The sequence below is a fragment of the Geodermatophilus sp. CPCC 205506 genome (genome assembly GCF_051383635.1).
Classification (GTDB): domain Bacteria; phylum Actinomycetota; class Actinomycetes; order Mycobacteriales; family Geodermatophilaceae; genus Geodermatophilus.
Genome location: NZ_JALPKP010000040.1, coordinates 24,918 through 43,630, shown reverse-complemented (window position 1 = coordinate 43,630; position 18,713 = coordinate 24,918). Strand labels below are relative to the sequence as shown.

Below are 18,713 nucleotides of genomic sequence, written 5' to 3'. Positions count from 1 at the left end.
ATGCCGATGCCGCGGTGTTCGGCATGATCCGGGCATGGATCCCGTGCGCTTCGGACTGGTGGGCTACGGCTTCGGCGGCCGGTACTTCCACGCACCCCTGCTGGCCGCCGCCCCGGAGTGCGACCTGCTCGGGGTGGTGACCACCTCACCGGAGCGGCGGGCGCAGATCGCCGCCGAGCACCCAGGCCTGCCGACGTTCGACTCGCTGGATCAGCTGGCGGCCGCCGGAGGCGAGGCGGTGGCGATCTCCACCCCCGCCGACACCCACACCGAGCTGACCGAGCGGGCGCTGCGCCTGGGCCTGGCCGTCGTGTGCGACAAGCCGTTCGCGATGGACGCGGCCGCCGCACGCGGGTCGGTGGAGCTGGCCGCGGAGCTCGGGCTGCCGCTGGCGCCCTACCAGAACCGGCGCTGGGACTCCGACTTCCGGACCGTCCGCGCCCTGGTCGCCGACGGCCGGCTGGGCACCGTCAGCCGCTTCGAGTCGCGGTTCGAGCGGTTCAGCCCCGAGCCCGGCCCCCCGGCCGCAGGCGGTGGCACGCTGCGCGACTTCGGCAGCCACCTCGTCGACCAGGCGCTGGTCCTGCTCGGCCCGGTGGCGAGCGTCTACGCGGAGTGGCAGCTGCGCGACAGCGGACTGGACGACGACTTCCTGGTCGCACTCACCCACGCGAACGGAGCCCGCTCCCACCTGACCGGCAGCTGGATCGAAGGCGCTCCGGGCCTGCGCTTCCGGGTCACGGGCACGGCCGGCAGCTACGTCGTCGACGGCCCGATGGACGTCCAGGAGGAGCTGCTGCTGGCCGGGGAGACGCCGGCGAGCCTCGGCGAGCGCTGGGGAGCCGAGCCGGAGCAACGCTGGGGACGGCTCCGCCGCGGGGACGACGGCGACACGGTGCCGACCGAGCGCGGCCGCTGGGACACCTTCTACCCGGCCTTCGCCGCCGCCGTCCGCGGTCAGGGGCCGGTGCCGGTCGACCCGCGGGACGCCGTCGCCACCGCCACCGTGCTCGACGCCGCCCGCCGCAGCGCCACCGAGGGCGTCGTCGTCGCGCTCTAGCTCAGGCCGGCACCCGCGCGTCGAGGCCGTGGGCCGCGCGGACGACGTCGACGATCTGGCCCATGATGTCGGTGAGCCCGAAGTCCTTCGGGGTGAAGACGCGGGCCACGCCCTGTTCGCGCAGCCGGCGGGCGTCGGCGTCGGGCACGATGCCGCCGACCACCACCGGGACGTCGTCCAGCCCGGCCTCCCGCAGCCCGCGGAGCACCGCCGGCACCACCTGCAGGTGCGAGCCGGACAGCACCGAGAGCCCGACGACGTGCACGTCCTCCTGGACGGCGGCCGACACGATCTGCGCCGGGGTCAGCCGGATCCCCTGGTAGACGACCTCGAAGCCGGCATCCCGCGCCCGGACGGCGATCTGCTCGGCCCCGTTGGAGTGCCCGTCCAGGCCGGGCTTGCCGACCAGGAGGCGCAGCCGCCCGCCGAGCTCCTCGCCGGTGGCCCGGACCCGCTCGCGCACCTGCGCCAGCGTCCCGTCGTCCGCTCCGCCGGCGGCCGCCGCGACGCCGGTGGGCGCCCGGTACTCGCCGAACACCCCGCGCAGCACCCCGGCCCACTCCCCCGTCGTCACGCCGGCGCGGGCGCACTCGAGGGTGGCGGCCATGAGGTTCTCGTCGGTGCCGGCGGCGGCGCGGAGCCGGTCCAGGGCCCGCGTCACCCGTTCGTCGTCGCGCCCGGCCCGCCACTCGCGCACCGAGGCGCAGGCCGCGGCCTCGACCGCCGGGTCGACGGTCTGGATCGCGGCGTCGAGGTCGGCCAGCAGCGGGTTGGGCTCGGTGGCCTCGAACCGGTTGACCCCGACGACGACGTCCGCGCCGCTCTCCATCCGGCGGCGCCGCTCGGCCAGCGAGGCCACGAGCCGGCCCTTCATGTAGCCGGACTCGACCGCGGCCACCGCCCCGCCCATCTCCGCCACCCGCGCCATCTCCGCGCGGGCGCCCTCGACCAGCGCCGCCACCTTCGCCTCGACGACGACCGAGCCGGTGAACAGGTCCTCGTACTCGAGCAGGTCGGTCTCGTGGGCCAGCACCTGCTGCAGCCGCAGCGACCACTGCTGGTCCCACGGCCGCGGCAGGCCGAGCGCCTCGTTCCACGCGGGCAGCTGGACGGCGCGGGCACGGGCATCGCGGGACAGGGTGACGCCGAGCATCTCCAGCACGATCCGCTGGACGTTGTTCTCCGGCTGCGCCTCCGTCAGCCCCAGCGAGTTGACCTGCACGCCGTAGCGGAACCGCCGCTGCCGGGCGTCCTGGACGCCGTACCGCTCGCGGGTCAGCTCGTCCCAGAGTTGGGTGAAGGCCCGCATCTTGCACATCTCCTCGACGAAGCGGACGCCCGCGTTGACGAAGAAGGAGATCCGCGCGACGACCTCGCCGAAGCGCTCCTCCGGCACCTGCCCGGAGTCGCGCACCGAGTCCAGGACGGCGATCGAGGTGCTCATCGCGTAGGCGATCTCCTGCACCGGCGTCGCCCCGGCCTCCTGCAGGTGGTAGCTGCAGATGTTGACCGGGTTCCACGTCGGCATCGCCGTCACCGTGTACGCGACCACGTCCGTGGTCAGCCGCATCGACGGCCCGGGCGGGAAGACGTGGGTCCCGCGCGAGAGGTACTCCTTGATGATGTCGTTCTGGGTCGTGCCGGCGAGCGTGGCCAGGACCTCGTCCGGATCGGTGCCCGCGCGCTCCGCCTGCTCCACGGCCACGACCTGGTAGAGCGCGAGCAGCCACATCGCGGTGGCGTTGATCGTCATCGACGTGTTCATCTCGCGCAGCGGGATGCCGTCGAAGAGCGCGCGCATGTCCCCGAGGTGTGTGACCGGCACCCCGACCTTGCCGACCTCACCAACCGCGAGCTCGTCGTCCGGGTCGTAGCCTGTCTGCGTGGGCAGGTCGAAGGCCACCGACAGGCCCGTCTGGCCCTTCGCCAGGTTGCGCCGGTACAGCGCGTTGGACTCGGCAGGAGACGAGTGGCCCGCGTAGGTGCGCATGACCCAGGGGCGGTCACGCTCGTCCGGGGACGTCGGGAACGGCATGCCAGCGGAGTCTAGGCGCGGTTACCGGCGAGTAGGAACGGCCCCTCCGGCGGGCTGCGGTGGCACACTCGCAGGGGCCGGGAGGAGGCCCGCCCATGCCCCTGGGAGTCGGCAGCAGCCTGCACTATCTGGTCGGGCCGGTGATCGCGTTCGCCGTCCTGGCCCTGCTGGCGCTGTTCCTGCGCTGGGCGTTCGGGCCCGACGAGCCCCGCCGTCCGCCGTCCGACGACGGGCTGCTCACCCGCGTGGCCACGCTGTCCCGGCGGGAGTCGGCGCTGGCCCTGCGCGCGGTCCTCTCCGACGCCGGCATCCGGTCCACGGTCCGCTTCCCCTCAGCGCACCGCGCCGAGGTGCTGGTCTTCCCCGAGGACGCCGAGCGGGCGCGGCAGCTCGCCGCGTCCTTCCCCGCCGGCTAGTAGGGCTTCTGCACCCGCTCGATCTGCGCGCCGAGGCCGCGCAACTGCTCGACGAAGTCGGGGTAGCCCCGGTCGACGTGGTGCACGTCCTGCACCTCGGTGACGCCGTCGGAGACCAGGCCGGCGAGCACCAGCCCGGCGCCCGCGCGGATGTCGGTGGCCAGCACCGGCGCGCTGGAGAGCCGCTCCCGGCCCCGGACGACGGCGTGGTGCCCGTCGATGCGCACGGAGGCGCCGAGCCGGACCAGCTCGTTGACGAACATGAACCGGCCCTCGAACACGTTCTCGGTGATCAGCGCGGTTCCGGTGGAGACCGCCGCCAGCGCGACCGCCATCGGCTGCAGGTCGGTCGGGTAGCCCGGGTAGGGCAGCGTGACGACGTCCACGCAGCGCGGCCGGCCGTCCATGGCCACCCGGAGGCCGTCGGGCAGCGGCTCGACGTGCGCGCCGGCGTCGACCAGCTTGTCCAGCGCCACGGTGAGGTGGTCGGCGACGGCCCGCTCGATGACGACGTCGCCGCGGGTCATCACCGCGCCGATCGCCCAGGTGCCGGCGACGATCCGGTCGGGGACGGTGGTGTAGGTGACGGGCTTGAGCGACGAGACGCCCTCGACGGTGATCGTCGAGGTGCCCGCACCCTCGATCTGCGCCCCCATCGCGGCGAGCATCGCGCAGAGGTCGGCGATCTCCGGCTCGCGGGCGGCGTTGTCGATGACCGTGGCGCCCTCGGCGAGCACCGCGGCCATGACCAGGTTCTCGGTGGCGCCCACCGACGGGAAGTCCAGCCAGATCGAGGTGCCCGTGAGCCGCGGCGCGGTGGCCACCAGGAAGCCGTGCTCGCTCTCGATCCGGGCGCCGAGCCGCTCGAGGCCGGAGATGTGCATGTCCAGACCGCGGGAGCCGATGGCGTCCCCGCCCGGCAGCGCGACGCGCGCGGAGCCGCAGCGGGCCACCAGGGGGCCGAGGACGCTGATCGAGGCGCGCATCTTCCGGACGAGGTCGTAGTCGGTCTCGGTGGCCGGCTCCTCCGGGACGTCGACGACCACCCGCCCGCCGCCGCGCCCGTGCGGGTGGCGCTCGTAGTTGACGTCGCAGCCGAGCCGGCGGAGCACCTCGCTCATGATCGCCACGTCGAGGATGTCGGGGACCTCGTCGATGGTCGTGCGCCCCGAGGCGAGCAGGGCGGCGGCCATGAGCTTGAGCGCGCTGTTCTTGGCGCCGGTGACCCGCACACGTCCGGTCAGCGCGGTGCCACCGGTGACCTCGAAGCACTCCACCCGGTCACCCTACGGGGGCCCGCTGCAGGGTCCCCCGCGAGCGGTGGGGGGCAGCGGGTCCTTCTTCTAGGCTCGCGGGCATGACCGTCCGGCTGACCCGCATCTACACGAAGACCGGCGACGCCGGTCAGACGCACCTGGGCGACATGAGCCGGGTCGCGAAGACCGATCCGCGGCTGGTCGCCTACGCCGACGTCGACGAGGCCAACAGCGTGCTCGGCGTCGCCCTGGCGCTGGGGTCCCCGTCCCCGGAGGTCGCCGAGCTGCTGCGCAGCGTGCAGAACGACCTGTTCGACGTCGGCGCCGACCTCTGCACCCCCATCACGCCCGACCCCCAGTTCCCGCCGCTGCGGATCACCGCCGCCTACACCGAGCGGCTGGAGGCGGCCTGCGACAGCCACAACGAGACGCTGCCGAAGCTCGACAGCTTCATCCTGCCCGGCGGCACGGCCCTGGCCGCGCTGCTGCACCAGGCGCGGGTGGTCACCCGGCGGGCCGAGCGCAGCGTCTGGGCGCTGGCGGAGGCAGACGGGGAGCGCACCAACCCCGAGACGGCGCGCTACCTCAACCGCCTGTCGGACCTGCTCTTCATCCTCGCCCGGGTGGCCAACCCCGGCGGCGACGTGCTGTGGGAGCCCGGTGCGCACAGCGGGGCGCACGCCCAGCGCGCGGCCGCGGAGCCGGCCGGCGACTGACGAAGGACCCCCTCCTCCCCACTCCTCGCCAGCTCGCAGCGGTGCCGTGGAGGGGCCGGTCAGCGAACCGGCGGCGCGGACTCCACCCAGGAGAGGAAGCCGGTCACCGTCGAGGGGTCCATCGCCAGCTCGCGGGGTCCCGCGGCGGTGGCGCACGAGAGGACGACGACGTCGGGCGGCAGCGCGACGTCGTCCGGACGGGCGCGGCGCCGCTCCCCCACCCGGAACTCCGCCCGGCACAGCCGCTGCTGCGGCCGGACCGAGAGCGACACCGCCCGGTACCAGAGGAGGGCGTCTCCGCCGTACCAGGCCACCCCCACCGACCAGCGGGTCGAACCGGTCGGGCGCAGCCACATGGTGACCGCGCCGAGCCCGGAGAGCAGGAAGCGCCGGCGCAGGAGGAAGGCCACGACCAGGGCGACGACCAGCACGCCGGCCAGGACGAGCAGTGCGGTGGTCATCCTGCGGGCCGGCGCATCGAGGGGTCAGCGGTGCTGGCTCAGGCGTCCTGACCGGCGGCGCGCAGCCGCGACTGGGCGCGACGGGCGGCGGCCAGGGCCTCGGCGTCGTCGCCGCTGTCCTCGGCGCGGCGCAGCGCCTCGCGGGCGCGCTCCACGTCGATCTCCGAGGAGATCTCCGCGGTCTCGGCGAGGATGGACACGCCCCGCTGGGTGACCGAGAGGAAGCCGCCGTGGGCGGCGACGACGAGGTCCTCGCCCTCGGTGGTGCGGATGGTGACCACACCACCGGGCGCGAGCTCACCGAGCAGCGGCGCGTGCCCGGGCAGGACGCCGAGTTCGCCCTCTGTGGTGCGGGCGATGACCATGCTGGCCTCGCCGGACCAGATCAGCCGCTCGACGGCCACCAACTCGACCTGCAGGGTCGCCACGACACTCCTCGGGGTCCACCGCCGGGCGGTGCGGAGCCGCCGCATCCGGGGCGGACACGGCGACGGGTCGAGCCCACTCTAACGGCGCGGGCGCCCAGGCCCCCTCCCGGGCACCGCCCCCAGCTCGCGAGGGGTGGGGAGGAGGGGGTCCTCCTACACGCCGCGGCGGTAGAGCAGGGTCCAGCGGCCCACGCGGACCCAGGGCCGGTGGACCGTCGACGCCGGCGCCCAGCGCTCGGTGACGTACGGGCGACCGCTGGTGTACGGGATCCCGGCCGAGGGCGGCCAGCTCCAGTCGCCGCCGTCCGGCCTGGTCTCGGTCGTGCCGTCCACTCGTCGTCTCCCATGTCGCCCGGGCTGTTCCGGGCCTGCCTGCTGTCCGTCGGCCGGAGCATCCCGCGCTCCCGGCCGCACGCACCAGGGTCCTCGTGCCACCGGCAGAGGTGGACTACCCCACACTCCCGGCCCGACACGCGGAACGGCCGGGCTCCCGTGCGGGGCCCGGCCGTCATCGCGGCCCCCCTGCAGGGACCCGCCGCGAGCTCGCGAACGGCGGGTCCCTGCAGGGGGGTCCTTCTTCAGCCCTTCTTCAGCTTGTCGGCGTTGCGCTCGAGGTCCTCGAGTCCACCGCACATGAAGAACGCCTGCTCGGGGACGTGGTCGTAGTCGCCGTCGGCGAGCGCCTTGAACGCCTGCAGCGTCTCCGCCAGCGGCACGAAGGAGCCCGGCTGACCGGTGAACGCCTCGGCCACGAACATGTTCTGCGAGAGGAACCGCTCGATGCGCCGGGCCCGGTTGACGGTGACCTTGTCCTCCTCGGAGAGCTCGTCGATGCCGAGGATGGCGATGATGTCCTGCAGCTCCTGGTACCGCTGCAGGATCCGCTGCACCTCGCGGGCCACCGAGTAGTGCTCCTGCCCGACGTACTGCGGGTCGAGGATCCGGCTGGTCGAGTCCAGCGGGTCCACGGCCGGGTAGATGCCCTTCTCCGAGATCGGCCGGGAGAGCACCGTCGTCGCGTCGAGGTGGGCGAAGGTCGTGTGCGGCGCCGGGTCGGTGATGTCGTCGGCCGGCACGTAGATCGCCTGCAGCGAGGTGATCGAGTGGCCGCGGGTCGAGGTGATCCGCTCCTGCAGCTCCCCCATCTCGTCGGCCAGCGTCGGCTGGTAACCCACGGCCGACGGCATGCGGCCGAGCAGCGTGGAGACCTCGGAGCCGGCCTGGGTGAACCGGAAGATGTTGTCGATGAAGAGCAGCACGTCCTGGTTCTGCTCGTCGCGGAAGTACTCCGCCATCGTCAGCGCCGACAGCGCGACCCGCAGGCGGGTACCCGGCGGCTCGTCCATCTGGCCGAACACCAGGGCCGTGGACTCGATGACGCCGGACTCGGTCATCTCCGTGATGAGGTCGTTGCCCTCGCGGGTGCGCTCACCGACGCCGGCGAACACCGACACGCCACCGAACTCCTGGGCGACCCGGCGGATCATCTCCTGGATCAGCACCGTCTTGCCCACGCCGGCACCGCCGAACAGGCCGATCTTCCCGCCGGCCACGTACGGCGTGAGCAGGTCGATGACCTTGATGCCGGTCTCCAGCATCTCGGTGCGGCCCTCGAGCTGGTCGAACCGCGGCGCGTGCCGGTGGATCGTCCACCGCGGGGCGTCCGCGCCGTAGCCGGGCGTGTCCAGGCACTCGCCCAGGGCGTTCCACACGTGCCCGGTGGTGATGTCGCCGACGGGCACGGAGATCGCGGTGCCGGTGTCCCGGACCTCGGCACCGCGGATCAGGCCGTCGGTGGGCTCCATCGAGATGGTGCGGACCACGTTGTCGCCGAGGTGCTGGGCGACCTCGAGGGTCAGCGTCTTGCCCAGGTCGGCGAGGGTGACCTCCACCTTCAGGGCGTTGAACAGGTCGGGCATCGCGTCGCGCGGGAACTCGACGTCGACGACCGGCCCGGTGACCCGGACGACGCGGCCGGTCGTCTGGGTGGTCGGACGGTCCTCGGTGACGGTCATCTGTACTGCTCTCCTGCCCTCGGGCTCGCTTGCTTGTCGCGTCTTCGATGGCCCCGCCGGAGCGGGGTGGGGGTCAGTCGTCGGCGCCGGCCGACACGAGCGCGTCGGCACCGCCGACGATCTCGCTGATCTCCTGCGTGATCTCGGCCTGGCGGGCCTGGTTGGCCTGCCTCGAGAGGTTCTTGGCCAGCTCCTCGGCGTTGTCCGACGCCGACTTCATCGCGCGCCGCCGCGACGCCGACTCCGACGCCGCGGACTCGAGCATCGCGGCGAAGATGCGCGTCGTGACGTACTTCGGGAGCAGCGCGTCGAGGAGCGCGTCGGGCGAGGGCTCGAACTCGTAGGAGGTCGGCACCCCGGTGTCGTTGGCGACACCGTGCTCCCGGTCCTCCCGCTCGTAGTCGAACTCCTCGACCTCCTCGACCTCCAGCGGGGCCATCCGCTTGGCGACCGGGACCTGCGCGAGCAGCGAGCGGAACTCGGTGTAGACGATGTGCAGCTCGTCCACGCCCTCGATGCGCTCACCGGCCTCCGCGTCGTCCTCACCGGCGGTGAAGGCGGCGATCAGCTCCTCCCCCACGCGCTGGGCGTCGGGGTAGGTGGGCTGCTCGGAGAAGCCGGTGAAGGTGTCGGCCATCTGGCGGTGACGGAAGGAGTAGTAGGTCTCCCCCTTCCGGCCCACCACGTAGAGGACCGGCTCCTTGCCCTCCTGGCGCAGCAGCGAGAGCAGCTCCTCGGTGCGGCGCAGCACGTTGACGTTGTACGACCCGGCGAAGCCGCGGTCGGAGGTGATCACGAGGACCGCCGCACGGCGCGGGTTCTGCCGCTCGGTGAGCAGCGGGTGGTCCAGCGACGCCGAGGACGCCAGCGCCGACAGCACCCGGGTGATCTCCCGGGCGTAGGGCTTGGACGCCTCCACCCGGGCCTGGGCGCGCACGATGCGGGCACCGGCGATCAGCTCCTGCGCCGAGAAGATCTTCTTCGTCGACTTCGTGGAGCGGATCCGGCGCCGCAGCGCGCGGAGGTTGCTGGCCATGCTCAGGCGCTCCGCTTGACCTGGACGCGCTCCTGGCCGCGCTGGGACGCGTCCATGGCCTCGGCATCGGGCTCGTTGAGGTGCAGCGTCTCGCCGTCGGAGGTCTGGAACTGGCGGTAGAACTCCTCCACCGCGGACTCCAGGCTGCCGACGGCGTCGTCGCCGAGCACCCGGCTCTGCCGGATCTCGTCGTAGATGCCGGTGTCGCCGCGGGCGACGAAGTCGAGGAACTCCGCCTCGAACCGGCGGACCTCCGACACCGGCACCCGGTCGAGCTTGCCGGTGGTGCCCAGCCAGAGCGAGACGACCTCCCGCTCCACCGGGAACGGCGAGTACTGGCCCTGCTTGAGCAGCTCGACGAGGCGCTGCCCGCGCTCGAGGGTCGCCCGGCTCGAGGCGTCGAGGTCCGAGGAGAACGAGGCGAAGGCCTCGAGCTCACGGAACTGGGCGAGGTCCAGCCGCAGCCGCCCGGCGACCGACCGCATGGCCTTGATCTGTGCCGAGCCGCCGACGCGCGACACCGAGATGCCGACGTTGATGGCCGGGCGGACACCGGAGTTGAACAGACCGGTCTCGAGGAAGATCTGCCCGTCGGTGATCGAGATGACGTTGGTCGGGATGTACGCCGACACGTCGTTGCCCTTGGTCTCGACCAGCGGCAGGCCGGTCATCGACCCGGCACCGAGGTCGTCGGAGAGCTTCGCGCAGCGCTCCAGCAGGCGGGAGTGGAGGTAGAAGACGTCGCCGGGGTATGCCTCGCGGCCCGGCGGACGGCGCAGCAGCAGCGAGACGGCGCGGTAGGCCTCGGCCTGCTTGGACAGGTCGTCGAAGACGATGAGGACGTGCTTGCCCTCGTACATCCAGTGCTGGCCGATGGCCGAGCCGGTGTAGGGGGCGATGTACTTGAAGCCCGCAGCCTCCGACGCCGGCGCGGCGACGATGGTCGTGTACTCCATCGCGCCGGCCTCCTCGAGGGCGGCGCGGATGGCGGCGATGGTGGAGCCCTTCTGTCCGACCGCGACGTAGATGCAGCGGACCTGCTGCTGCGGGTCGCCGGTGGCCCAGGCTTCCTTCTGGTTGATGATCGTGTCGGTGACGATCGCGGTCTTGCCGGTCTGCCGGTCACCGATGACCAGCTGGCGCTGGCCGCGGCCGATCGGCGTCATCGCGTCGATGGCCTTGATGCCGGTCTGCAGCGGCTCCTTGACCGACTGCCGCTGCACCACGGTGGGGGCCTGCAGCTCGAGGGCACGCCGCCCGGTGGTGGCGATCGGCCCGGCGCCGTCGATCGGGTTGCCCAGCGGGTCGACGACCCGGCCGAGGTAGCCGTCGCCGACCGCGACCGACAGGACCTCGCCGGTGCGGCGGACCTGCTGACCCTCCTCGATGCCGGAGTAGTCGCCGAGGACGACGACACCGACCTCGCGCACGTCCAGGTTCAGCGCCAGTCCGCGGACGCCGCTCTCGAACTCGAGCAGCTCGTTCGTCATGACCGAGGGCAGGCCCTCGACGCGGGCGATGCCGTCGCCGGCCTCGGTGACGATCCCGACCTCTTCCCGGTTGACGTCCGGGGAGAACTCGGTGACGTAGTTCTGGATGGCACTGCGGATCTCGTCAGCGGAGATCGTCAGCTCGGCCATGGGGTCCGTCCTCTTCCCTGCGGGGTCGTGTCTGTCTGCTGGACTGGGGGCTCGGGAGCCGGGCGGGTCGGCCTCAGCCGACCAGACGCCGGCCGGCGTCCTCGAGACGGTGGGCGACGCTGCCGTCGATGACCTCGTCGCCGACGCGGATCACCAGCCCGCCGAGGATCCTCGGGTCCACGCTGACCTGCAGCGCGATCGAGCGTCCGTAGAGGCGGCTGAGCACGTCGGTCAGCCGGCGCTCCTGCGCCGGGGTCAGCGGAACGGCGCTGGTGACGCGGGCGACCGACTGGCCGCGGCGGCCGGAGGCCGCCTCGGACAGCCGCTCGATCACGTTCTCGGCGTTGCCGGTGTGCCGGATCGTGAGGTGCCGGCGCAGCAGCAGCGCGGTGACCGGGCTGACCCGCCGCGCGAGCAGCTGGTCCAGCAGCGCGTTCTTGCCCGTCGCCGGCGCGGCGCGGTCGCCGAGGATGCGCGAGAGCCCCGGGTCCGCGGCGACGATCCGGCCGAACCGGAACAGCTCGTCCTCCACACCGTCGAGCTCCCCGCGCACGTCCGCGGCGTCGAGCGCGGCGTCGGTGGCCAGGGCCTCGGTCGCCTCGACGAGATCCAGCGGACGCGACCAGCGCTGCCGGGCCACCGTCTCCACGAGGTCGAGGGTCGCCCCGGACACCTTGCCGCCGAGGACCCGGCCGACCAGGGCCGCGCGGTCGGCGGGCTTGCCCGACGGGTCGGACAGCGCGCGACGCAGCGAGACCTGCTGGTCCAGCAGGTGGGCGACGGCGAACAGCTCCTCGGCGAGGCCGAGCAGCTCGTCTCCGGAGACCGCCCGCGGCTGCCCGGTGACGCGGTCCCGCGCCTTCTCGAGCAGCCCCGACGCGGGCCGGGTGAGCTCCGTCAGGCGCTCGCGCGCCTGCGCGAGCGCCTGCCGGCTGGAGGCATCCATCAGCGGTTGCCCTCCGGGGCGTACACCGAGCTGCCGGAGCGGCCGTCGGGCGAACTGCCGGCCATGCCGTCGAGCTGGTCGAGGAACCGGTCGACGGTCCCGCTGCGCCGGGCCTGGTCCTCGAGGGACTCCCCGACCACACGGCCGGCCAGGTCGACGGCGAGCTGCCCGATGTGGCCACGCAGGTCGTTGACGACCTGCTGGCGGGAGGCCGCCAGCTGCTCCTCGCCCCGGGCCACGATCCGCGCGGACTCCTGCTGGGCCTGGGCCCGCAGCTCCTCGAGGATCTGCTGGCCCTCGGCGCGGGCCTGGTCGCGGATCTGGGCCGCCTCGGTGCGGGCCTCGGCCAGCTGCGCGCGGTACTGCTCGAGCGCGGCCTTGGCCTCGGCCTGCGCCGCCTCGGCCCGCTCCATGCCGCCCTCGATCGCCTCGCGGCGAGCCCGGAAGACCTGCTCGAAGCGCGGCCACACGAACTTGGCCAGCACGAAGAACGCGATGGCGAAGGTGATCGTCCCGATGATGATCTCCCCCAGCGGGGGGAGCAGCGGGTTCGTCGACTCCGCGGCCAGGACACTCATGCTCGTTCCGTCCCTACGTCAGATGGGATGCGAACCGGCAGCGCCGGACTCACTGACCGAAGATGAAGGGCACGACCAGGCCGATGAGCGCCAGCGCCTCGGAGAGGGCGGCACCGAGGAAGGCGTAGGTGCGGGTCAGGCCGGCGGACTCGGGCTGCCGGGCGGTCGCCTGGATGTAGGCGGCCCAGACGATGCCCACACCGATGCCCGGGCCGATCGCGGCGAGACCGTAACCAACCGAGCCGATGCTGCCGGTCAGCTCTGCGAGGACGTCGAGGTCCATGACGAGGTTTTCCTCCTGTGTCGGTCGCCCGGGATGGTCCCGGGCGGCTGGCTGGGGGTGGTGCGGTCAGTGAGCGGGCTCGACGGCGCCGTTGAGGTAGGTCGCCGTGAGCACGGTGAAGACGTAGGCCTGCAGCACGATCACGAGCAGCTCGAAGAACGTCATGAGCAGCGCCATGACGAACGAGGCCACGCCGAAGATGGGGAAGATGCCGCCCGCCGTGAGCAGGTAGACCGCCCCGAGGGAGAAGACCACCAGCAGCATGTGGCCGGCGAACATGTTGGCGAAGAGCCGGACGGCCAGGGTGAACGGCCGGATGACGAAGACCTGGAGCAGCTCGATCGGCGTGACGAGGATCAGCGCGGCGGCCGGCACACCCGGCGGGATCGCGGCGTCCTTGAAGTAGCGCCCGGCGCCCTGCTCGCGGATGCCGATGTAGTTGTAGAGCACCCAGACGATCACGGCCAGGACGAGCGGGAAGGCGAACTTCGACATCGGCGATATCTGCGCGAACGGGACGATGCTCATGAAGTTGTTCGCGAGGATGAAGAAGAACAGCGACGCCAGGAACGGCGCGAAGGGCAGCCCCTTGGGCCCGATCACGTCACGGGCCATGCCGTCGCGGATGAGCGAGTAGCCGCTCTCCCCGATGTACTGCAGCTTGTCCGGCACGATCGACGCCTTGCGGGCGGCCAGCACCAGGAGCACGAGGATCGCGGCGGTGGCGATCCACAGGATGATCGTGATCCGGGTGATCGAGAAGTCGATGCCCAGGACCGAGAACTCGAAGATCGGGGTCGGGTAGAACTCCGCGATCGTCGGAGACTGGAAGCCGCCGTCACCGCCACCCTCGGCGGCGAGCACGTCGGCGAGCGCGAGGGCGCTGGAGGTCACCGTTGTCCCTTCTGCGTCCTGGGCGGGCTGTTGCGCCCGCCCCGGGTGGAGCCGGTGCGCCCGCCCCCCTCGGCCGGGGGCACGGCGCCGTACTTGACGACCACCAGGTAGATGGCCACCGTGAGGCCGAGGAGAACGCCGATCAGGGCGACGAAGTTCGTGCCCCACCAGCGGTCGAGCAGCAGCCCGGCCCCGCCCCACACGATGATCCCGGAGAGCATCGTCCCGGTGATCCCCCAGCCGATGTCGGCCCCGCTGGGCTGACGGTCGGTGGTCGTTGCAGGTCGGGGTCGAGATCCCCCCTGAGGAGAGCGTGCCTCGGCCATCGGTCGGGACACTATCAGCCGCGTGTCGGGGCGCTTTACGGCGGCGGGAGGGTTCGCCCGGACGTGGGTGGCGCGGGCGGCTGGACGTAGTAGAGCCGGCGGGTCCAGACCCATCGCTGCTGGACCACGCTCCACAGCAGAGCGCCGGCGATGACCGCCCAGGCGAGCGTGCGGCGGTCGACCCACCCGTCGGCCGGGAGCGCCTGGAGCACCGCGGCGAGGACGAAGATCTTCACCAGGAACGACCCCAGTGCCGCGGGCAGCGTGAAGGCCTCGCCGTGGCGCCCGGCCCAGGCGATGACCAGGCCGGAGACGGCGAAGAAGAAGGTGACCACGACCGCGCCCACGAGGACCGCCAGGGCGTCGTCCCAACCTCCCAGCAGGCCGGCGACGGGCACCGCCACGGCGGTGAGCCCCGCGGTGACCAGCGCTCCCACGCGGAGGAAGGAGAGGTCCCAGGGGACCTCGGTGTGCGGATCGGCGGTCATCGGACTCCCTGTCCCGCCCCTGCCGCCCGGGGGGACGGCTCGGCGGCCGGGTCGGGTGACCGGCCTGGGGTCGTGGTCGACGTGGCGGCGCGCGAGGCGCGCGCGGTGGGGTGGTCGGCCCGGCTGCGCTCGCGCTGGACGACCAGCTCCGCGGCGCGTGCCTCGCGGGCGGCGCGGCGGGCCCGGGGGCTGAGGACGACGATGACGCCGACGACGAGCAGCACGCCGATGGCCACCAGCAGCTCCGCCGTCCCCCCGGTGATGGAGAGCGCGACCGCGCCGAAGGACAGCAGGGCCGCCCAGAAGTACATGACGAGGACCGCGCGGCGGTGCGAGTGGCCGATGGCCAGCAGCCGGTGGTGCAGGTGCATCTTGTCCGGCGAGAACGGCGACCGCCCGCGGCGGGTGCGCCGGATGACGGCCAGCACGAGGTCGATGAATGGGATGGACAGGACCGCGAACGGAACGAGCAGCGGCAGGGCCAGCGGCAGCAGGCTGGCCGCGGAGTCGAACGACTGCGGGTCCACCCGCCCGGTCGCGCTCACCGCGGCCGCGGACAGCATCAGCCCGACCAGCATCGAGCCGGAGTCGCCCATGAAGATCCGCGCCGGGTTGAAGTTGTGCGGCAGGAAGCCCAGGCAGGCCCCCGCGAGGACGGCGGTGATCAGCGCGGGAGCGCTGGCGACCTCGTCGTAGCCGACCAGGCCGAGGTTGTAGCTGTAGGCGAAGAAGGCCAGCGCCGCGACCGCGGAGACCCCCGCCGCCAGGCCGTCGAGGCCGTCGATGAAGTTCAGCGCGTTGACCGTGAGGACGGTCAGCAGGATGGTCAGCGGGACGCCGATGCTCGGCCCCAGCGACAGGGTGCCGATGTCGGCGACCGGCAGGAAGACGAAGGCCAGCTGCACGCCGAGCAGCACCATGACGCCGGCCGCGGCGATCTGGCCGGTGAGCTTGGTCAGCGCGTCCAGGCCCCACTTGTCGTCGAGCACGCCGAGCGCGCAGATCAGGCCCCCGGCCGCGAGGACGGCCGCCGTCTGCGAGTCCTCGAACGTGCGCTGCAGCGCCGGCAGCCGGGTCGCCACCAGGATCGCCGCGGCGACGCCCAGGTACATCGCCACCCCGCCGCCGCGCGGGGTCGGGATGACGTGCACGTCCCGCTCGCGAGGGGCCGCCATCATGCGCAGCCGGACCGCCGCCGCCCGCACCACGGGCGTGGTCAGGAAGGTGACCAGCGCCGCGGTGAGCAGGACGATGACGTACTCGCGCATGGGCTCAGGCCGGGTCGAGGGAGGCCGCGTCCACAGGCGTCCGATCGGTGTCGGGACTCCAGGACGGCGTGCTCATCGCGGCGGGACTCCCGGATTCGACGACGGTCTGTCGCCCCACGGTATCGCTCCGGACGCCCGCCGACCGGCATCGCGCAGGCGCGGCCGCCCCTCAGTCGGTGAGCTCGGGCACGACCTCGCGCAGTTCCTCGAGCGGGACGGCACCGATCCGCAGCACCCGCGGGGTGGGGCTGGTGCAGTCGACGATCGTGCTCGGCCGGGAGTCCTGCCGCGGCCCGCCGTCGAGGACCACGGCCGCCTGCAGGCCCAGCTGGGCGACTGCGGCGTCCGCGGTGGTGGCGGCGGGCCGGCCGGAACGGTTGGCGCTGGAGACGGCGAGCGGGCCGGTGCGGCGCAGCAGGTCGCGCGCGACGGCGTCGTCCGGCAACCGGACGGCGACGGTCCCCTCGGCGTCCCCGAGGTCCCAGGCGAGCGAGGGTGCGTGCTCGAGCACGAGGGTGAGCCCGCCGGGCCAGAACGACTCGGCCAGCCGCAGGGCGACCTCGGGGGTGCGTAGCACCAGCCCGCCCAGCGTGGACGCCTCGCCGATGAGCACGGGGACCGGCATCGTCCGGCCGCGGTTCTTCGCCGCCAGCAGCGACATGACCGCCTCGGGGCTGAAGGCGTCGGCGGCGACCCCGTAGACGGTGTCGGTGGGCAGCAGGACCAGCCGGCCGTCGCGGATCGCCGCCGCGGCGGCGTCGAGTCCGGCGGCGCGGGCGTCGGGGTCGGAGCAGTCGTAGACGTCGGCCACGAGGCGGGAGTCTGTCATCCCCCCGCGCGGCGGGCCGTGGTGAACCGGGGCCGGCCGGCCAAGTCGGGGTGGTCGGCGACGCCGGTGAAGCCCCCGTGCCCGCGCACCAGCACCGGCAGCGCGCTCCCCTGCTGGTCGGCGTGCTCGACGCCGAGGTGCCCGCCAGGGCGGAGCAGCCGCGCCGCCGTGCGCAGCAGCCCGCGGACGACGTCGAGCCCGTCGGGGCCGCCCCACAGCGCCAGCGGCGGGTCGTGGTCGGCGACCTCGCGCGGCACCCGGGCGCCGTCGGGCACGTAGGGCGGGTTGGAGACCACCAGGTCGACGGCGCCGTCGAGGCCGGCCAGCAGCCGGGGGTCGGTCATGTCCCCGGCGAGGACCTCGACCGGGGTGTCCCCGGCCTGCCGGCGGGCGGCGGCGTTGTGGCGGGTCCACTCGACGGCGCCGGGATCGCGCTCGACGGCGGTCACCCGGGCGCCCGGGTGCTCGTGCGCGAGCGACAGCGCGATGGCCCCCGACCCGGCCCCGAGGTCGACGACGACCGGCTCGGGCAGCCCGGCGAGGCGGGCCAGCGCCCACTCGACGAGCAGTTCGGTCTCCGGGCGCGGGACGAAGACGCCGGGACCGACGGCCAGCTCCAGATGGCGGAACGGAGCGCGGCCGGTGAGGTGCTGCAGCGGCACCCGGCCGGCTCGCTGGTCCAGGAGGTCGGCGAACCGGGTCGCCGCGTCGCCGGGCACCCGGTCGAGGGTCAGCAGCCGGGTGCGGGGCACGCCGAGGACGTGGGCGAGCAGCAGCTCGGCGTCCACCCGCGGGGACTCGACGCCGGCCTCGGCCAGCCGCCGGGCGGCGTCGGTCAGCAGCGCGCGGGCGCTCAGGAGCCGGCCGCCAGCAGCTCGGCGCTGTGCGCGCGGGTCAGCGCGTCGATGACCGGGTCGAGCTCGCCGTCGAGCACGGCGTCGAGGTTGTGCGCCTTGAAGCCCACCCGGTGGTCGGAGATCCGGTTCTCCGGGAAGTTGTACGTGCGCACCCGCTCGCTGCGGTCGACGGTGCGGACCTGGCTGCGCCGCTGGTCGCTGGCCACGGCGGCGGCCTCCTCGCGGGCGGCGGCCAGCAGCCGGGAGCGCAGGATCCGCAACGCGGACTCGCGGTTCTGCAGCTGGCTCTTCTCGTTCTGGCAGCTGACCACGATGCCGGTGGGCAGGTGGGTGATCCGTACGGCGGAGTCGGTCGTGTTGACGCTCTGACCGCCGGGGCCGGACGACCGGAAGACGTCGATGCGCAGGTCGTTCGGGTCGACGGTGACGTCGACCTCCTCGGCCTCCGGCAGGACGAGCACGCCGGCGGCAGAGGTGTGGATGCGCCCCTGGCTCTCGGTGACCGGCACCCGCTGGACCCGGTGCACCCCGCCCTCGAACTTCAGCCGCGACCAGATGCCCTCGTCGGTGCGCGACTTGATCGCCACCGCGACGTCCTTGTACCCGCCCAGGTCGGCGTCGACGGCGTCGATGACCTCGGCCGACCAGCCGCGCCGCTCGGCGTAGCGCAGGTACATGCGCAGCAGGTCGCCGGCGAACAGGGCCGACTCCGCGCCGCCCTCCCCCGCCTTGATCTCGAGGATGACGTCCTTGTCGTCGTCGGGGTCCTTGGGGAGGAGCAGCTCGCGCAACCGGTCCTCGAGCTCGGCGACCCGCTCCTCCAGGCCGGGCACCTCGTCGAGGAAGGAGGAGTCCTCGGTGGCGAGCTCGCGGGCGGCGGCGAGGTCGTCCCGGGCGGCGTCCAGGACCCGCGCGGTCTCCACGAGCGGGGCCAGCTGCGCGTAGCGGCGGCCGAGCCGGCGGGCCCGGGCGGCGTCGGTGTGCACGGCGGGGTCGGCGAGCTCGGTCTCGAGGGCGGCGTGCTCGGCGAGCAGACCGGACAGGCGGTCGGGTGCGGCCTCGGTGGAGCTGCTCAACAGGGGTCACTCCGGGAGGTGGCGGTTTCCGCGGAAACCGACGGGGGTGGGGCTGGACACGACGACGGCGCCCGCCCCACACGAGGTGGGACGGGCGCCGTCGGG

The 18,713-nt window shown here is 73.4% G+C and carries 21 protein-coding genes; 3 read left to right on the top strand and 18 right to left on the bottom strand.

Going from position 1 to position 18,713, the window contains the following annotated elements; all coding sequences use genetic code 11:
* Window positions 1–34: 34 nt before the first annotated feature.
* Window positions 35–1,060, top strand: a complete 1,026-nt coding sequence (locus MY520_RS20600; protein WP_436694438.1) for a Gfo/Idh/MocA family protein — start codon at window positions 35–37, stop codon at window positions 1,058–1,060.
* 1 nt (window position 1,061) lies between these two features.
* Here the strand turns inward: MY520_RS20600 and MY520_RS20595 are convergent, their stop codons facing one another.
* A complete protein-coding gene (locus MY520_RS20595; protein WP_436694437.1) occupies window positions 1,062–3,095 on the bottom strand; it encodes a methylmalonyl-CoA mutase family protein in 2,034 nt (677 codons plus the stop codon).
* A 95-nt stretch (window positions 3,096–3,190) separates the two neighbouring features.
* Here MY520_RS20595 and MY520_RS20590 point away from each other — a divergent pair, with 95 nt between their 5' ends.
* A complete protein-coding gene (locus MY520_RS20590; protein ID WP_436694436.1) occupies window positions 3,191–3,511 on the top strand; it encodes a hypothetical protein in 321 nt (106 codons plus the stop codon).
* Here the strand turns inward: MY520_RS20590 and murA are convergent.
* Complete coding sequence (murA, locus tag MY520_RS20585) at window positions 3,508–4,788, bottom strand: UDP-N-acetylglucosamine 1-carboxyvinyltransferase (RefSeq protein ID WP_436694435.1); 1,281 nt, start codon at window positions 4,786–4,788, stop codon at window positions 3,508–3,510. The two genes, MY520_RS20590 and murA, sit on opposite strands and share 4 nt — an antisense overlap.
* 80 nt (window positions 4,789–4,868) lie before the next feature.
* Between murA and MY520_RS20580 the strand changes: the two genes are divergently transcribed.
* Entirely contained in the window at window positions 4,869–5,483 is a 615-nt protein-coding gene (locus MY520_RS20580; protein WP_436694434.1) for a cob(I)yrinic acid a,c-diamide adenosyltransferase, read from the top strand.
* Window positions 5,484–5,542: 59 nt separating this feature from the next.
* On the opposite strand, the gene MY520_RS20575 is transcribed toward MY520_RS20580, so the two are convergent.
* The 16 genes from MY520_RS20575 to prfA all read right to left on the bottom strand — a co-directional run bounded on the left by MY520_RS20575 (window position 5,543) and on the right by prfA (window position 18,608).
* Complete coding sequence (locus MY520_RS20575) at window positions 5,543–5,944, bottom strand: DUF2550 domain-containing protein (protein ID WP_436694433.1); 402 nt, start codon at window positions 5,942–5,944, stop codon at window positions 5,543–5,545.
* A gap of 38 nt (window positions 5,945–5,982) precedes the next feature.
* Complete coding sequence (locus MY520_RS20570; protein ID WP_436694432.1) at window positions 5,983–6,372, bottom strand: F0F1 ATP synthase subunit epsilon; 390 nt, start codon at window positions 6,370–6,372, stop codon at window positions 5,983–5,985.
* A gap of 153 nt (window positions 6,373–6,525) precedes the next feature.
* Window positions 6,526–6,705 carry a hypothetical protein gene (locus tag MY520_RS20565; RefSeq protein ID WP_436694431.1) on the bottom strand — a complete coding sequence of 60 codons (180 nt, stop codon included), beginning with the start codon at window positions 6,703–6,705 and terminating at the stop codon, window positions 6,526–6,528.
* A gap of 245 nt (window positions 6,706–6,950) precedes the next feature.
* Window positions 6,951–8,387 (bottom strand): F0F1 ATP synthase subunit beta, encoded by a 1,437-nt coding sequence (gene atpD / locus MY520_RS20560; protein WP_436694430.1) that lies wholly within the window; start codon window positions 8,385–8,387, stop codon window positions 6,951–6,953.
* 73 nt (window positions 8,388–8,460) lie between these two features.
* Window positions 8,461–9,423 (bottom strand): F0F1 ATP synthase subunit gamma, encoded by a 963-nt coding sequence (locus tag MY520_RS20555; RefSeq protein WP_436694429.1) that lies wholly within the window; start codon window positions 9,421–9,423, stop codon window positions 8,461–8,463.
* Window positions 9,424–9,425: 2 nt separating this feature from the next.
* Window positions 9,426–11,063, bottom strand: coding sequence for a F0F1 ATP synthase subunit alpha (gene atpA / locus MY520_RS20550; protein ID WP_436694428.1), 1,638 nt, complete (start codon window positions 11,061–11,063; stop codon window positions 9,426–9,428).
* A gap of 73 nt (window positions 11,064–11,136) precedes the next feature.
* Window positions 11,137–12,009 carry a F0F1 ATP synthase subunit delta gene (locus MY520_RS20545; protein WP_436694427.1) on the bottom strand — a complete coding sequence of 291 codons (873 nt, stop codon included), beginning with the start codon at window positions 12,007–12,009 and terminating at the stop codon, window positions 11,137–11,139.
* On the bottom strand, window positions 12,009–12,587 hold the full coding sequence (locus MY520_RS20540) for a F0F1 ATP synthase subunit B (protein WP_436694426.1): 579 nt from the start codon (window positions 12,585–12,587) through the stop codon (window positions 12,009–12,011). Before MY520_RS20540 ends, MY520_RS20545 begins: the two co-directional genes overlap by 1 nt.
* Window positions 12,588–12,636: 49 nt before the next feature.
* Window positions 12,637–12,870: an ATP synthase F0 subunit C gene (gene atpE, locus MY520_RS20535; RefSeq protein WP_163480575.1), complete on the bottom strand. Its 234-nt coding sequence runs from the start codon at window positions 12,868–12,870 to the stop codon at window positions 12,637–12,639.
* Between the two features lie 66 nt (window positions 12,871–12,936).
* On the bottom strand, window positions 12,937–13,764 hold the full coding sequence (atpB, locus tag MY520_RS20530) for a F0F1 ATP synthase subunit A (protein ID WP_436694425.1): 828 nt from the start codon (window positions 13,762–13,764) through the stop codon (window positions 12,937–12,939).
* Window positions 13,761–13,985 (bottom strand): hypothetical protein, encoded by a 225-nt coding sequence (locus tag MY520_RS20525; RefSeq protein ID WP_436694424.1) that lies wholly within the window; start codon window positions 13,983–13,985, stop codon window positions 13,761–13,763. Before MY520_RS20525 ends, atpB begins: the two co-directional genes overlap by 4 nt.
* Before the next feature lie 140 nt (window positions 13,986–14,125).
* Window positions 14,126–14,578 carry a hypothetical protein gene (locus MY520_RS20520; protein WP_436694423.1) on the bottom strand — a complete coding sequence of 151 codons (453 nt, stop codon included), beginning with the start codon at window positions 14,576–14,578 and terminating at the stop codon, window positions 14,126–14,128.
* Complete coding sequence (locus MY520_RS20515; protein ID WP_436694422.1) at window positions 14,575–15,846, bottom strand: glycosyltransferase family 4 protein; 1,272 nt, start codon at window positions 15,844–15,846, stop codon at window positions 14,575–14,577. Before MY520_RS20515 ends, MY520_RS20520 begins: the two co-directional genes overlap by 4 nt.
* Before the next feature lie 169 nt (window positions 15,847–16,015).
* Window positions 16,016–16,675: an L-threonylcarbamoyladenylate synthase gene (locus tag MY520_RS20510; protein WP_436694421.1), complete on the bottom strand. Its 660-nt coding sequence runs from the start codon at window positions 16,673–16,675 to the stop codon at window positions 16,016–16,018.
* Entirely contained in the window at window positions 16,672–17,514 is an 843-nt protein-coding gene (gene prmC, locus MY520_RS20505; protein WP_436694451.1) for a peptide chain release factor N(5)-glutamine methyltransferase, read from the bottom strand. Before prmC ends, MY520_RS20510 begins: the two co-directional genes overlap by 4 nt.
* 14 nt (window positions 17,515–17,528) lie before the next feature.
* A complete protein-coding gene (prfA, locus tag MY520_RS20500; protein ID WP_436694420.1) occupies window positions 17,529–18,608 on the bottom strand; it encodes a peptide chain release factor 1 in 1,080 nt (359 codons plus the stop codon).
* Window positions 18,609–18,713: the final 105 nt, after the last annotated feature.

Coding starts and splice junctions, on each gene's coding strand:
- MY520_RS20600 (WP_436694438.1), top strand. CDS start 35: ATGGATCCCGTGCGCTTCGGACTGGTGGGCTACGGCTTCGGCGGCCGG.
- MY520_RS20595 (WP_436694437.1), bottom strand. CDS start 3,095: ATGCCGTTCCCGACGTCCCCGGACGAGCGTGACCGCCCCTGGGTCATG.
- MY520_RS20590 (WP_436694436.1), top strand. CDS start 3,191: ATGCCCCTGGGAGTCGGCAGCAGCCTGCACTATCTGGTCGGGCCGGTG.
- MY520_RS20580 (WP_436694434.1), top strand. CDS start 4,869: ATGACCGTCCGGCTGACCCGCATCTACACGAAGACCGGCGACGCCGGT.
- MY520_RS20575 (WP_436694433.1), bottom strand. CDS start 5,944: ATGACCACCGCACTGCTCGTCCTGGCCGGCGTGCTGGTCGTCGCCCTG.
- atpD (WP_436694430.1), bottom strand. CDS start 8,387: ATGACCGTCACCGAGGACCGTCCGACCACCCAGACGACCGGCCGCGTC.
- MY520_RS20555 (WP_436694429.1), bottom strand. CDS start 9,423: ATGGCCAGCAACCTCCGCGCGCTGCGGCGCCGGATCCGCTCCACGAAG.
- atpA (WP_436694428.1), bottom strand. CDS start 11,063: ATGGCCGAGCTGACGATCTCCGCTGACGAGATCCGCAGTGCCATCCAG.
- MY520_RS20545 (WP_436694427.1), bottom strand. CDS start 12,009: ATGGATGCCTCCAGCCGGCAGGCGCTCGCGCAGGCGCGCGAGCGCCTG.
- MY520_RS20540 (WP_436694426.1), bottom strand. CDS start 12,587: ATGAGTGTCCTGGCCGCGGAGTCGACGAACCCGCTGCTCCCCCCGCTG.
- atpE (WP_163480575.1), bottom strand. CDS start 12,870: ATGGACCTCGACGTCCTCGCAGAGCTGACCGGCAGCATCGGCTCGGTT.
- MY520_RS20525 (WP_436694424.1), bottom strand. CDS start 13,985: ATGCTCTCCGGGATCATCGTGTGGGGCGGGGCCGGGCTGCTGCTCGAC.
- MY520_RS20520 (WP_436694423.1), bottom strand. CDS start 14,578: ATGACCGCCGATCCGCACACCGAGGTCCCCTGGGACCTCTCCTTCCTC.
- MY520_RS20515 (WP_436694422.1), bottom strand. CDS start 15,846: ATGCGCGAGTACGTCATCGTCCTGCTCACCGCGGCGCTGGTCACCTTC.
- MY520_RS20510 (WP_436694421.1), bottom strand. CDS start 16,675: ATGACAGACTCCCGCCTCGTGGCCGACGTCTACGACTGCTCCGACCCC.